The 13,104-nt window shown below is 45.8% G+C and carries 12 protein-coding genes; 5 read left to right on the top strand and 7 right to left on the bottom strand.

Annotated elements, in window-relative coordinates:
* Positions 1 to 27: 27 nt before the first annotated feature.
* Complete coding sequence (locus MVI27_RS07980; RefSeq protein WP_246960519.1) at positions 28 to 324, bottom strand: hypothetical protein; 297 nt, start codon at positions 322 to 324, stop codon at positions 28 to 30.
* A gap of 92 nt (positions 325 to 416) precedes the next feature.
* On the opposite strand from MVI27_RS07980, the gene MVI27_RS07975 reads away from it, so the two are divergent.
* Together MVI27_RS07975 and lipA are read left to right on the top strand one after the other, a co-directional pair.
* Complete coding sequence (locus MVI27_RS07975) at positions 417 to 974, top strand: RNA polymerase sigma factor (RefSeq protein ID WP_246960516.1); 558 nt, start codon at positions 417 to 419, stop codon at positions 972 to 974.
* A gap of 50 nt (positions 975 to 1,024) precedes the next feature.
* A complete protein-coding gene (lipA, locus tag MVI27_RS07970) occupies positions 1,025 to 1,885 on the top strand; it encodes a lipoyl synthase (RefSeq protein WP_246960513.1) in 861 nt (286 codons plus the stop codon).
* 55 nt (positions 1,886 to 1,940) lie between these two features.
* On the opposite strand, the gene MVI27_RS07965 is transcribed toward lipA, so the two are convergent.
* Together MVI27_RS07965 and MVI27_RS07960 are read right to left on the bottom strand one after the other, a co-directional pair.
* A complete protein-coding gene (locus MVI27_RS07965) occupies positions 1,941 to 2,420 on the bottom strand; it encodes a Dps family protein (RefSeq protein ID WP_246960510.1) in 480 nt (159 codons plus the stop codon).
* Between the two features lie 17 nt (positions 2,421 to 2,437).
* Entirely contained in the window at positions 2,438 to 2,944 is a 507-nt protein-coding gene (locus MVI27_RS07960) for a pyridoxamine 5'-phosphate oxidase family protein (protein WP_246960508.1), read from the bottom strand.
* 342 nt (positions 2,945 to 3,286) lie between these two features.
* Here MVI27_RS07960 and MVI27_RS07955 point away from each other — a divergent pair, with 342 nt between their 5' ends.
* Both MVI27_RS07955 and MVI27_RS07950 read left to right on the top strand, forming a co-directional pair.
* Positions 3,287 to 3,835 (top strand): lipocalin family protein, encoded by a 549-nt coding sequence (locus tag MVI27_RS07955; protein ID WP_246960505.1) that lies wholly within the window; start codon positions 3,287 to 3,289, stop codon positions 3,833 to 3,835.
* A 21-nt stretch (positions 3,836 to 3,856) separates the two neighbouring features.
* Positions 3,857 to 5,113 carry a CinA family nicotinamide mononucleotide deamidase-related protein gene (locus tag MVI27_RS07950; protein ID WP_246960502.1) on the top strand — a complete coding sequence of 419 codons (1,257 nt, stop codon included), beginning with the start codon at positions 3,857 to 3,859 and terminating at the stop codon, positions 5,111 to 5,113.
* Here the strand turns inward: MVI27_RS07950 and pdeM are convergent, their stop codons facing one another.
* From pdeM to MVI27_RS07930, 4 genes are read right to left on the bottom strand one after another with little or no spacing between them, the layout of a single operon-like run.
* Positions 5,114 to 5,758 (bottom strand): ligase-associated DNA damage response endonuclease PdeM, encoded by a 645-nt coding sequence (gene pdeM / locus MVI27_RS07945; protein WP_246960499.1) that lies wholly within the window; start codon positions 5,756 to 5,758, stop codon positions 5,114 to 5,116. It abuts the gene before it with no gap.
* A complete protein-coding gene (locus MVI27_RS07940; RefSeq protein ID WP_246960497.1) occupies positions 5,755 to 8,208 on the bottom strand; it encodes a ligase-associated DNA damage response DEXH box helicase in 2,454 nt (817 codons plus the stop codon). Before MVI27_RS07940 ends, pdeM begins: the two co-directional genes overlap by 4 nt.
* Before the next feature lie 19 nt (positions 8,209 to 8,227).
* On the bottom strand, positions 8,228 to 9,808 hold the full coding sequence (locus MVI27_RS07935; protein WP_246960494.1) for an ATP-dependent DNA ligase: 1,581 nt from the start codon (positions 9,806 to 9,808) through the stop codon (positions 8,228 to 8,230).
* Complete coding sequence (locus tag MVI27_RS07930; RefSeq protein WP_246960492.1) at positions 9,805 to 10,827, bottom strand: ligase-associated DNA damage response exonuclease; 1,023 nt, start codon at positions 10,825 to 10,827, stop codon at positions 9,805 to 9,807. The genes MVI27_RS07935 and MVI27_RS07930 overlap by 4 nt, the downstream gene beginning before the upstream one ends.
* Before the next feature lie 150 nt (positions 10,828 to 10,977).
* Here MVI27_RS07930 and MVI27_RS07925 point away from each other — a divergent pair, with 150 nt between their 5' ends.
* A complete protein-coding gene (locus MVI27_RS07925) occupies positions 10,978 to 13,065 on the top strand; it encodes a M13 family metallopeptidase (RefSeq protein WP_246960490.1) in 2,088 nt (695 codons plus the stop codon).
* Positions 13,066 to 13,104 lie beyond the last annotated feature (39 nt).

Genomic DNA, 13,104 nt, shown 5'->3' with positions numbered 1-13,104 from the left:
GCTTTTTTATATTTTTTAGATAAAAATTTACGCCAGAAACTCAATTTCCTTGTCCTTGAAATCACTGTTTTCTACCAGTTTCTGCATGGCCTTCATTGTTTTCTTTCGCAGTTCGGCCAGCTGCCGGATATTCGGGTCTTCACTGTAATCAAAGATATTGTCCTCAAAGGAGAAGGTGTCGCCTTCCTTGAATTCGATGTTATTCTCCTTCAGTTCTTTCAGCAGCATCAGATTCGTCATGGTTTCCAGCAGCATATATTCTGTTTTGTTCAGCGACTTCAGGCATTTCAGTACCTGTTTTTTATATTTCTTCTTAGTTTTCATATTTAATATTTTTCTAATGCAATATAATATATTAAAACCGATCAACCGCCGGAAATGCGTCAAAAGAATGCTTTTGAGTATCTTTGTGTACCATGAAAGATGCGGATTTGCTACAGCTGATTGTCAGCGCCAAAAATAAAGACCAAAAGGCACAAACCCGGTTGATTAATCTCTTCTGGGTGGATGTTTTCAGCTTTATCATGAAAAAGGTGCAGGATGAATATGTGGCCGATGAACTCACCGTTTCCGTTTTCTCCAAAATTCTCGGCAAACTGGATTTGTATGATCCCAACTTTCAGTTTAAAACCTGGATGCTGACCATTGCTCAGAATTCCATCATCGATTACTGGCGCAGACGTGCGCGTGAAAATGAAGATTCCACCGCCAATTTTGATGACTTTAAAAACCACCTGGCCTTATCTCCGGAAGAACTCCTGATTTCAGAAGAAGACCAGCGCCAGATTCTGAACATTATCGAAACACTGGATGCCAAATATCAGGAAATCATTCACCTGCGTTTCTTTGAAGAAAAGAGTATTAAAGAAGTAGCCGAAGAACTGGATATTACCGTTGCCAATGCGAAAGTCAGGATTATGCGCGCCAAGAAACTGCTGGCCGGACTGCTGAAAGATAATTCGTTTGACGAGTAATCAAAGTACCTTCTTTTTGTGCAATTGCTTAAATTTGTATTTTCCAAATTATGAACGACCTCGATACCACGACACAGAAACCCAAATGGATTCGCGTAAAGCTGCCCACCGGAAAGAATTACCGTGAACTGCGCAGCCTGGTAGATAAATATAAGCTCAACACCATTTGCCAAAGCGGCAGCTGCCCGAATATGGGCGAATGCTGGGGTGCGGGAACTGCTACCTTTATGATTCTGGGGAATATCTGTACCCGGAGCTGCGGTTTCTGCGGCGTGAAAACCGGCCGTCCGCTGGACGTGAACTGGGAGGAGCCCGAGAAAGTGGCGCGCTCCATTAAGCTGATGAAAATCAAACATGCGGTTCTCACTTCCGTGGACCGAGATGACCTGAAAGATATGGGCTCCATTCTTTGGGCGGAAACTGTTAATGCCGTCCGCCGCATTTCGCCCGGCACGACCATGGAAACGCTGATCCCGGATTTCCAGGGAATTACGCGCCACATTGACCGCCTGGTCGCCGTTGCGCCGGAAGTGATTTCGCATAACATGGAAACCGTTTCGCGACTGACACGCGAGGTTAGAATTCAGGCAAAATATGAACGCAGCCTTGAAGTATTGGCTTACTTAAAACAAGCCGGACAACGCCGCACAAAGACCGGCTTAATGCTGGGTCTGGGCGAGGATAAAGACGAAGTGTTCCAAACGATCGAAGATATCCGAAAAGCAGACGTGGACGTAATTACCATCGGGCAGTACCTGCAGCCTACCAAAAAACATTTGCCGGTGAAGCGTTTTGTGTCACCGGAAGAGTTCCAGGAACTGGGCGATTTTGCCCGCAGTCTGGGCTTCCGCCATGTGGAAAGTTCGCCGTTGGTGCGCAGTTCCTATCACGCTGAAAAACATATCCATTAAAAAAAATATCCTTGCTGATTTCAGCAGGGATATTTTTATAAAGACAGAAAATTAATTATTCTTTTCTGAAATATTTACGCAGTTTCCAGGACATTTTTTCGTGTTCCTGCATCAATCCGTTCAGGAAATCAGAGGTTCCTGCATCGCCATAGTCATCTTCACATTTATCCAGATCATCGCGCAGTGACTTCACAATTGCTTCATGGTCGGCCACCAGTTCTTTAAGCATACCTTGATTATCAGGTACTTTTCCGGGTGTTTCCTTCAGCTGTGAAAGTTTCGCAAATTCTTCGGTAGTGCCAATTGCCATGCCGCCCAGCGTACTGATACGCTCAGCTACTTCATCCACCGCTTCAGCTACTGCTGTGTACTGGTCTTCCAGCAAAAGGTGCAGCTCCATAAAGTTATCACCGGAAAGGTTCCAGTGAAATTTTCTTAGTTTAATATAAAGAATGTTTCCGTCTGCCAGTACTCGGTTCAGGATTTTATAAACTTCGTTCAGATTCTTTTGGGTTATTCCTAAATCAGGTTTCATATGTGTTTGGGTTTTAATTAAATATGCAGATTTCCTTCGCGGCCGTCGTCATTATCGGTTTTTTTACCGCTGATGGCTGCAGCAGCGAAATTCAGCAGCGATACAAATTTGCCGGCTTTCGGCTCCCAATAGTAGGTCTGCTGTGGTACCACGCGAATTACCGTAACGTTTGGGTCATCTTTTCCGTCGAACCAGGCGTTTGCCATTTCGGTCCATTTGTCTTCAATCAGGCTGCGGTCTTTGTAAATAAACGCTTCGCCTAACACCGACAGATATTCCGAATTGCTGTTGTTCATAAAATACAACTGTACGCGGTTGTCTTCCTTAATTTCAAAATTTTTATGGCTTTGGTCGCTGCTCAGGAACCACATATTTCCTTCATGGTCGGTTTCGCGCAGGCTCATCGGGCGTGAAGCATTTGGAATAGTATCAAGTTCTGTACAGAACATACAGAACTTGGCATCTTCTGAAAGCTCCTTCAGTTTTTTAATCGCTTCCTCGGAAGTTAAATTTTCTTTTGACATAAAATTATTTGTTTTGGTGTTAATAATGTACATGCAGTTTCTAAGTAAAAAACTGTCTTCAAGCAGATTCAAATATTACACCATATCCGACTAAAACATAGAGTGTGCTCCGTTTTGGAACAACTTCATTCTTTATACTGAATCATGACTTTACTCTAAAGCCTAAATACGTTTATAAATATATGTATTTTATGAATATAATATTAATTATAATGTAAAGGATTGGGATTGAATTCATCGAAGCCGTAAAGTCAGTCACCATTTTTAAGGAGGGACTCAAGGTGAGTGGTACAAAAGTAGCTGCTCGTTTTTGTATCTTTATGAGAATAAACTATTAAAAACATGCATACACTTAAAAAGCTCTTTGTGCCTGCCGTGCTGGGAATTGCAGGACTTATGCTCTTTTCTTCCTGCACAGTCGGATTACCGGACGGCGCCACTGCTGTAACCAACTTTAAAAAAGATAAATTCCTGGGCAAATGGTATGAAATCGCGCGCTTTGATTACCGTTTCGAAAAGAACCTGAACAACGTCACGGCTACCTATTCCCTTAAAGATAACGGAAATATTAAGGTTAATAATCAGGGATATGATTACTTGAAGGATAAATGGAAACAAAGTCTTGGCGAAGCACGTTTCGTGAAAGATGAAAACACGGCGGAGTTGAAAGTGTCTTTTTTTAAACCCATTTGGTCCGGTTATAATGTTATAGATATTGATGAAGATTATCAGTACGCGCTGATTGCCGGTTACAACCTGGATTATCTGTGGATTTTATCGCGCGAAACCACCATTCCCGAAGGTATCAAGCAGCGTTTCCTGAAAAAAGCGCAGAGCCTCGGCTACGATACCGGAAAGCTGATCTGGGTGGAGCACAATAAAACCAAATGACTTTTTTAAAATACTTTGTGTATGCAAGCCGTCATCATCGTGATCGGAGATGAAATTCTGTCCGGAAATACCGTCGACACCAACTCTGCTTTTATTACCTCCAAACTTCGAATGTCGGGGTTTAACACGGTGCGTATTTTCACGGTACCGGATGAAACGGAAACCATTGTTGCCACTTTCAAGACTGCGTGGGACTTGGCGGAGGTCATCATCACCACCGGTGGTTTGGGCCCGACCAGTGACGATAAAACCGTACCTGCGCTCCGGGCATTTTTTAATGATAACTACCGGACCGACGAAGCAACTTTGCAACACCTCAAAAAGCTGCTGGCCGAACGCGGACGACCCGAGCTTTTCGATATTAATAAAAGCCAGGCTGAAGTTTTGTCATTTGCAGTCATCCTGCAGAACGACCTGGGCACAGCGCCCTGCCAGCTGATTGAAAAGGAAGGAAAAACCGTTCTTTGTCTGCCGGGAGTTCCGCTCGAGATGAAAAATCTGGTCACCAGTAAAGTGATTCCCTTCTTGAGCGCAAAGTATAAAACACACCATTTGCTGTCGCGTACCGTAACCGTGGTCAATATCCCCGAAAGCCGGCTGGCGCAGATGCTGACAAACTGGGAAAATCAATTGCCGGCAGAGGTGAAACTATCCTATTTGCCGATGGGCAGCCGCATAAAATTGCGGTTATCCGGCAGTGGTCCGAGCGAAGCGGACATCATTACGACATTTGACAGTCTAACCGCTGCGCTCAGACCGATTTTGGGAAATCACATTATTTCGGAACGTGCTGAAACGGTTGAGGAAATTATAAAAGATCTTCTGGCGGCACATCACTTAACCATTTCCACTGCTGAGAGCTGCACCGGCGGCCAAATCGCACGGTTGATTACCGATGTGCCGGGCAGCAGCAAGATATTTCTGGGCGGCGTAGTACCGTATGACAGTTTACAAAAAGTAAAACTGCTGCAGGTGAAACAGGAAGATATCGATACGCATACAGTCGTCTCCGAAGAAGTTGCACAGCAGATGTCGAAGGGGTGTCAGCAGCTGTTTAAAACAGATATAGCCGTAGCTACAACCGGTGTTGCGGGGCCCGCCTCGGATGCGCATGGCAATACGGTCGGCACGGTGTATTATTCTGTCCGTTTTAGAGATAAAGAGCTGACGAAAAAGCTGTTTCTGCCTTACTTGGAGCGCAGTGATTTTATGAATTTTGTGGCGCAGCGTACTTTGCAGACCGTTGTGGAAATGGTACTGGAAGAAACGCGAATTTAATTACAGTTCAAATATCAGATCTTCGGTAAAAGCGATGCAGCGGTAATCGCGGCAGCTCTGCGTATCCAGTCCTGTGAATTTACTGAAGGCCGGCAAAATCAATTGCTGATCCGAGAGCCGGAAACAGGGAAGGCGCAGGGAACTGTGCCGGTCGAGCCGCACCGTGACGCCCGGATGCAAATGCCCGGAAATACTGAATAAATCTTCATGATCTTCAGGAATGTGAATCAGCCGAAACGGCCTTTCGTCGAGATAATTATCTTCCCAGCCGATACCTAATCCTTCCAGAAAACCTGGTTTGTAACGATCATGATTTCCTTTAATAATGGTGATAAGCAGTTTGGGAAATCGGGCACGCCAATTTTCAAAAATACAAAAATCAGTATTCTTGCCTGCATGCAAAAAGTCACCCACAATATAAAGATGTACTGCTGCAAAGTGTTGCACCAATTCTTCCAGCCGTACTAAATCTTTGACCAACAGATCGGCCGGCACTGGGATCCCGTTTTTCCGGAAATGCGCCGTTTTACCGACATGAAGGTCGCTGATGATAAGGCCTTTTATTTTCGGCCAGTATAAAGCACGCTGATTTGTAAAAATCAACTGTTCGCCGCGGATTGTTCTTTCGAGAGTATCCAGCTTCATTTGCCCATTTTCTTTTTCATTGCTTCCACTTTCAGCCGCAAAATCCGTGCTGCCAAATCTTCTGAGCTCAAGCTTTGTCGCAGGCTGTCCACCTTGATCGGGAAACTTAAAGGCGTAAAGGCATTGGAGCTTTTTAAAATAATATCACTTTTATGCAGCCGGTCAAAAGCTTCCATCAGCCGGACTTCATCAATCTGCTGAAAAAACACTTCGGAATATGCCTGTTTTAATAACAGATTCTCCGGATCGTAATCTTCAAGCACATTAAAAATTAATCCCGACGACGACTGCAGGTTCTTGTTATTTTTCTGTTGACCCGGATAGGTACGTACAACCATGCCGGAAATTACTGCAATATCACGGAACTTTCGACGCGCCATTTCAGTTGAGTTCACGGATGCCATGACATCCCGTATCAAATTTTTCCGGGACAGGATTTCGTGGACGTTCTCTTCATCTACCGGAATTTCCTGTTTAGAAAACAATTCAAAACCATAATCGTTCATCGCAATCGAAAAGGTGATTGGTGACCACAGCGAAATACGATATGCTACCAGCGCAGACATAACCTCGTGAATCAGCCTTCCCTCGAATGGGTACATAAATAAATGATACCCTTCCCGCGTTTTTATTTTTTCAACCAGAAACTCATTTTGCGCCGGAATGTGCGAAAATTCCTGTTGGCGGGCTAGCAACGGATGCAAGAAGCGCAGTTCGGGTTCCGAACTTTTAGCATGTACCGAATCCGAAAGTTTTTCCCGTAAAAAGCCGCTCAGCGAAGAGGACAACGGCAGCCGTCCGCCCAGGTAACTTGGCACGATCGCCTTGCCGCTGGAGCTTTTCACGTACACGGTCATTTCCTTGATATGAGACACTTCCAGCACGCGTCCGGCCAGGATAAAGCGGTCGTCTTTCTTTAGTTTTGAAATGAAATATTCTTCAATCATTCCAATATAGCCACCACCAAAAAACTTCACTTTCATCATGGAATCGCTGACGATGGCACCAATGTTCATTCGGTGTAGCATGGCAATTCGCCGCGAGGTAACTTTGTACAAACCGTCTTCCAGCACTACTTTATGATACTCCTCATAATTATGAAGTTTGCCACCGATGGTGATAAAGGTGAGCAGCCACTGCCAGTCTTCCGGTGTCAGATCACGAAAGGCGTGGGTAGAAATGAGCTGCGCATAGGTTTCTTCATCTTTAAAACCGTCACCCACGGCGAGTGTCAGCAAAAACTGGATTAAAACATCATAACATAAAACCAAAGGTTCGCGCGGTTCTATTTTGTTTTGTTTAATGGCTTCTTTCAATGCCGCCACTTCAATAAGTTCCAAGGAATGGGTCGGCACAAAATAAATACGTGAAACCTCGAAAGGGGAGTGGCCGCTGCGGCCGGCACGCTGCAGAAACCGAGCAATGCCCTTGCTGCTGCCAATCTGAATGACAGTATCCACGGGTTTAAAGTCCACTCCTAAATCTAAAGAGGAAGTGGAAATAACTGCTTTCAGATAACCGGAGGAAAGATTTTCTTCAATCCAGATACGCAGATCCTTATCCACTGAACTGTGGTGGATCGCGATCTGTCCCGCAAAATCCGGATAGGCGGTGAGCAAAACCTGATACCACATTTCAGCCTGACTGCGGGTATTGGTGAAAATTAAGGTCGTCTGGCTTTCCAGAATAATGGGAATAATTTTGTCAGCGAGCCGCGTCCCGAGATGTCCTGCCCACGGCAGCACTTCCACATCATTCGGGAAAACGGACTGAATCTGAATTTTCTTTTTCTCACGCGCCATCACCTGCGTTTTCTTTACCTCGTAAGGAATCAAAACATTCATGGCTTCCGCCAGATTCCCGATGGTTGCTGTAATTCCCCAGATGCGCATGGTGGGACTGAAGTTACGGATCCGCATTACGGAAAGTTCCGTCATCACGCCCCGCTTGGAACTCAGCAGTTCATGCCACTCATCCACGACCATGCAATGCAGATGCTTGAAAAACCGTTGATTTTGTTTCTGGCTTAATAATAAATGCAGGCTTTCCGGTGTGATTATCAGGATATCCGGCATTTTGCGCGTTTGCTTGGCGCGAAGGTCTTTGGGCGTATCCCCATTGCGAACCGATACTTCCCAGTCCAGGCCAATGTCTTCCAGCGCTTCGGACATGGCTTTGGCGATGTCCTTGGCCAGCGCACGAAGCGGCGTAACCCAGAGTAATTTCAGGCCCTCCTGATATTCGTCGGGACGGTTCATAAAATCAATCACGACTGCCAAAAATACCGAGAATGTTTTGCCGAAACCCGTGGGTGCCACCACCATGCCCGAATATCCCTGCGAAAAGCGGTACCAGGTCTGTGACTGGAAACCAAATGGCTTGCGGCCGTGCTTTTCCATCCAATGCAGAATAATCTGATGCCCGTTACTGTGTAAAAATTTTTGCGTCATGCTTCAGCGTCCTCCTGATTCAGGTAATCATCTTTTTGATTTCGGAAAGTTCATCGATTTCGTCGGGCGTTTTATCGCGGCGCCAGCGCAGGATTCTGGGGAAGCGTACGGCCACCCCGCTTTTGTGGCGGCTGCTGAAACCAATGCCTTCAAAGGCAATTTCAAAAACCAGTTCGGGTTTCACGGTGCGCACCGGCCCGAATTTTTCGATGGCATTTTTATTTACAAATTTACTGACTTCCATAATCTCCTTATCGGTCAGGCCGGAATAGGCTTTGGCAATGGTCACAAGTTTATCGCCATCTTTAACCGCAAAGGTGTAATCCGTATAATAATTGCTGCGGCGGCCGGAACCCTTTTGCGCGTAAATCAAAACAGCATCAATGGTCAGCGGGCTGACTTTCCACTTCCACCAGTCGCCTTTCTTGCGGCCGGCGTGGTACAGCGAATTCTTTTCCTTCAGCATTAATCCCTCGGAATTGTTATCCCGCGAATGTTCCCGCACTTCGGCCAGTTCTTCCCAGCTTTTTGCTTCAATGATCTCCGAAATCAAAAGTCGGCCGGCTGGATGTTTTCTCATAATCTCCTCCAGCAATTCTCTTCTTCTGTATAACGGTTCAGCGCGCAGATCTTCAAACTCGAGTTCCAGCAAATCATAAACAAAAATGTGCACAGGAAGTTCCTCCAGCATTTTCTTCGGAATGGTTTTTCGGTTTAGGCGCTTCTGTAATTCATTGAAATTTAACACTTTATGGTCCCGAACGACCAGTATTTCACCATCCAGCACAAAGTTTCCTTCCATCAGTTTCAAGGCTTCTTCGATTTCCGGGAACTGCTCCGTTACCAGTTCTTCGCCACGCGACCAGATAAATATTTCATCATTTCTTTTTACAAATTGTCCGCGGATGCCGTCCCATTTATATTCTGCCTGCCAGTTAGCAATATCACCCAGTTCTTGCGGTTCTTTTTCGAGCGGATACGCCAGGCAGAAAGGATATGGTTTGGAATCATCGGGATTAATGTGGGTGCCCTGAATCAGGTTGTCAAAGTTTTCTTCTTCCATTTTCCAGGAACCCATAATACTGTGCATCAGAATATTCCCGTCCACGCCGGAGAACTTTGCCAGCGCATTGATAAACAGTTTTTTACTGACACCAATCCGGAAACTGCCGCCGATAAGCTTATTGAATATGAACCGTTCGATGTGGTTCAGGCCGTTCCAGGCTTCCAGTACATAGGCTTTTTTTTCTTCCTCGGTCTGGTCTTTTAGCAACACCAGTTCGGTCATCCATTGCGACAGTGATTTTTCAATTTTATTTTCCGCCCGAGGCAGAATGAGAGAAATCGTTTCACCGAGGTCACCCACCGAGGAATAGGCTTCGGTAAAAAGCCACTCGGGCAGCTCGGTGATTTCAAGTGCCCATTTTTTAAGCAAAGCTGTATTTACGGGACGCTTGGGTCGTTTGCCGGTAAAGAGTGCCAGAAACCAAAGTTTGTCGTTCGGGTTTGCTATTTCCAGGTAATGCACCATCGCATCAATTCTTGCGGTGGTTTTATTACTGCTGTCCAGTGCGTTAATCAGTTCTGCAAAATCTTTCATGATTTTTCTGCTATTTCTTTTTCGCCGGCTTCTTCATCACCGAAAATGGTTTTAAGTTCCACTGCATCAATACCAATTTCATTCAGGTATTTCGAGAAAACAGCGGTTTGGCCATGGGTTACATACACTTTTTCAGCTTCGGTACCTTTCACGGTCGCGATCAGGCTGTTCCAGTCAGCATGGTCAGAAATCGCAAAGCCGGCATCAGCCGAACGCCAGCGTCGTGAACCTCGCACCTGCATCCAGCCGGAGCAAATTGCCGTGGCGCGGTTCGGAATTTTTTTAATGACATTCGAGTCGAATAAGGCGGGCGGAAGAATTACAATTTGCCCGTCCGTTTCTTTGGCATTTTCGTGCAGGTTAATCGTTTCGTATTCCGGCAGGTCAATACCCACTGATTCAATTCCTTCATTGAGCCGGCCGATGGACTGATGCACATAAATCTTACCGCTGCCCTGGACGGACTGCATAATGCGCTGTGCTTTTCCTAAGGAATAGCCGATGAAAACCGAGGTCTTGCCATTGGTCTGGTTTTGTGTAACCCAGGATTGCATTTGCGAGGCATATTCGGCCGGAGTCAGCCAGTTATATATAGGCAAGCCAAAGGTACTTTCTGTAATAAATTCATTGCACTTCTGGAGTTCAAACGGCGTGGATAGCCCGTCGTTATCTGTTTTGTAATCACCGGAAAAAACAATCACGTAGCCTTTGTATTCCATCCTGATTTGGGAGGAGCCTATGATATGGCCTGCCGGATGCAGCGAAACCTGGACGCCATTGATACTAATTTTCTCGCCGTAAGCTGCCGTCTGGATCGAAATGTCTTCACCAATTCTCAGCCGTAAGATCGGTTCGGTATAACTGTGGCATAAATATTTTTTCATTCCCCAGCGCGCGTGGTCGCCGTGGCCATGTGAGATAACGGCCATCTCCACCGGTTTCCACGGATCGAGATAAAATTTACCGGGCACACAGTACAGGCCTTTATTGGTTAATTTAATAAATGTTTTACTTTTCATAGGCAGAAAGTCTGGCTCCGTACTGCTATTCAAAAACCACACCCTTTGATTATATAAAAATACATGGGTTCAAGATCACGTTTAATAAATATTGCAACCCAATTGTAACAAATTGCGGACTTTGTTGACTAAATAATAAAATTAAATCCAATGAAAAAGATTACAATACATGCGGTGGCTACCGCTGCCGTGCTGGCCTTTGCTTCCTGCGCTGCGCCGGTTGCGACCAATTCCACCCCGGAAACCTCTTCCGAAACACAGGCTGCTCCGGCAGAACTTCCTGAAAAGGGGCTTGACCTGAGCGCCATGGATACTTCCGTGCGTCCGCAGGATGATTTTTATAATTACGTAAGCGGAAACTGGATGAAGACCGCTCAGATTCCCTCTGATAAATCCACCTGGGGTTCTTTCAACAAACTTGCAGAAGATACGGATGTTAATTCCATGAAAATTCTTTCCTCTTTGCTGACGGATACTTTTGAAGAAGGCAGTGAAGGGAAAAAAATTCAGGATCTGTACGTTACCTATATGGATATGGAGAAACGTAATGCAGATGGTATGGCACCGGTAAAGGCAAATCTTGCCAAAATCGACGGCATCCGTTCCCTGAACGATTTGCAGAAATACCTGATCGAAGCTACGCCGCGGGGCGACAATCTGTTTTACGGCTGGGGTGTTTTCGCGGATCTGAAAAACTCTAAAATGAACGCCGTGTACATGGGTGATCCGGCCTTGGGACTCGGGAGGGATTATTACCAAAAAACAAATCCGAAGAATACCGAAACCATTGCAGAATACACCCAGTATGTAAGCGCAATGCTCGGCAAAATGGGATATAAAAACCCGGAAGCGACGGCACGGAATATCGTCGCATTTGAAAAGGAAATGGCGCAGACACTGCTTACCAACGAGCAAAGCCGCGATATCACCCTTCAGTACAACCCGAAGACAATGCCGGAACTGAAAAAGCTGGTGAAGAATGTGGACCTGCCGGCCTATCTTCATGCAGCCGGTGTAGATACAGACCGCGTCATCGTGGGTGAATTAAAATATTACCAGAACCTGGATAAATTCCTGACGGCTAAAAACCTGCCTTTAATCAAGGACTATCTTAAGTTCCACTTGCTTTCCGGCAGTGCTTCGTATTTATCCAAAGATTTAGATGATCTGAAATTCAGCTTCTATGGAAGATACCTGCGTGGCCAGGATGAGCAGCGTGCCCTGGACAAGCGTGGTTACGAAATGATTGGCGGTGTGCTGGGTGAAGCTTTTGGTAAACTCTATGTGGAAAAATATTTCCCGGCAGAAGCCAAAGCGCAAATGGTGGAACTCATCGACTACCTGAAAAAAAGTTTTGCGACCCACATTACCAATCTTAGCTGGATGTCGCCGGTAACGAAGGAGAAAGCAATGAAGAAACTGAACTCCTTCACTGTGAAGGTAGCCTATCCGGATAAATGGAAAGACTATTCTGAACTGAAAATTGTTTCTGAACAAAAAGGAGGAACCCTGTACGGAAATCTGCAGAACGTGGCAGATTGGAGCTATCAGCGTGCCCTGGAAAAAGTGGGCAAACCGGTAGACCGCTCGGAGTGGGGTATGACACCGCAAACCGTTAACGCCTATTATAACCCATTGAACAACGAAATCGTATTCCCGGCTGCAATTCTGCAACCGCCGTTCTTTAACCCCGAAGCTGATCCTGCGGTGAACTTCGGTGGTATCGGTGCGGTGATTGGTCACGAAATGACCCACGGTTTTGATGATTCAGGTGCTCAGTTCGATGCAGAAGGAAACCTGGTGGACTGGTGGACACCGGCAGATAAGGAAAACTTTAAGAAGGCGACTGAAGCATTGGCAAAACAATATGACAGCTATGAGCCGGTGAAAGGAACCTTCGTCAACGGAACCTTTACCAACGGCGAAAATATCGCCGACCTTGGCGGCGTGAATATCGCTTATGACGCCTTACAAATGTACCTGAAAGACCATGGAAATCCGGGCAAAATCAGCGGCTTCACGCAAGATCAGCGCTTCTTCCTGAGCTGGGGAACCGTATGGCGTACGTTGCAGAAAGAAGCAGCTTTGCTGAATCAGGTGAAAACAGATCCGCACTCACCGGGATTGTACCGTACTTTCGGACCGCTGGTAAACACCGACGCGTTTTATAAAGCGTTCGATGTCAAAGAAGGTGATAAACTGTACAAGAAACCGGAAGACCGTATCAAAATCTGGTAATACTAAATAGCAGGGCAGTTGGCGTAATTATAAAATCCG

Origin of the sequence: Chryseobacterium salipaludis, assembly GCF_022968825.1 — a bacterium.
Classification (GTDB): Bacteria; Bacteroidota; Bacteroidia; order Flavobacteriales; family Weeksellaceae; genus Kaistella; species Kaistella salipaludis.
Note: the sequence above shows the minus strand (reverse complement) of the source record. Positions and strands in the feature narration are given on the sequence as shown.

Excerpts from the sequence above, each read along its gene's own strand:
- MVI27_RS07980 (WP_246960519.1), bottom strand. The coding sequence starts at position 324 with ATGAAAACTAAGAAGAAATATAAAAAACAGGTACTGAAATGCCTGAAG.
- MVI27_RS07975 (WP_246960516.1), top strand. The coding sequence starts at position 417 with ATGAAAGATGCGGATTTGCTACAGCTGATTGTCAGCGCCAAAAATAAA.
- lipA (WP_246960513.1), top strand. The coding sequence starts at position 1,025 with ATGAACGACCTCGATACCACGACACAGAAACCCAAATGGATTCGCGTA.
- MVI27_RS07965 (WP_246960510.1), bottom strand. The coding sequence starts at position 2,420 with ATGAAACCTGATTTAGGAATAACCCAAAAGAATCTGAACGAAGTTTAT.
- MVI27_RS07960 (WP_246960508.1), bottom strand. The coding sequence starts at position 2,944 with ATGTCAAAAGAAAATTTAACTTCCGAGGAAGCGATTAAAAAACTGAAG.
- MVI27_RS07955 (WP_246960505.1), top strand. The coding sequence starts at position 3,287 with ATGCATACACTTAAAAAGCTCTTTGTGCCTGCCGTGCTGGGAATTGCA.
- MVI27_RS07950 (WP_246960502.1), top strand. The coding sequence starts at position 3,857 with ATGCAAGCCGTCATCATCGTGATCGGAGATGAAATTCTGTCCGGAAAT.
- pdeM (WP_246960499.1), bottom strand. The coding sequence starts at position 5,758 with ATGAAGCTGGATACTCTCGAAAGAACAATCCGCGGCGAACAGTTGATT.
- MVI27_RS07940 (WP_246960497.1), bottom strand. The coding sequence starts at position 8,208 with ATGACGCAAAAATTTTTACACAGTAACGGGCATCAGATTATTCTGCAT.
- MVI27_RS07935 (WP_246960494.1), bottom strand. The coding sequence starts at position 9,808 with ATGAAAGATTTTGCAGAACTGATTAACGCACTGGACAGCAGTAATAAA.
- MVI27_RS07930 (WP_246960492.1), bottom strand. The coding sequence starts at position 10,827 with ATGAAAAGTAAAACATTTATTAAATTAACCAATAAAGGCCTGTACTGT.
- MVI27_RS07925 (WP_246960490.1), top strand. The coding sequence starts at position 10,978 with ATGAAAAAGATTACAATACATGCGGTGGCTACCGCTGCCGTGCTGGCC.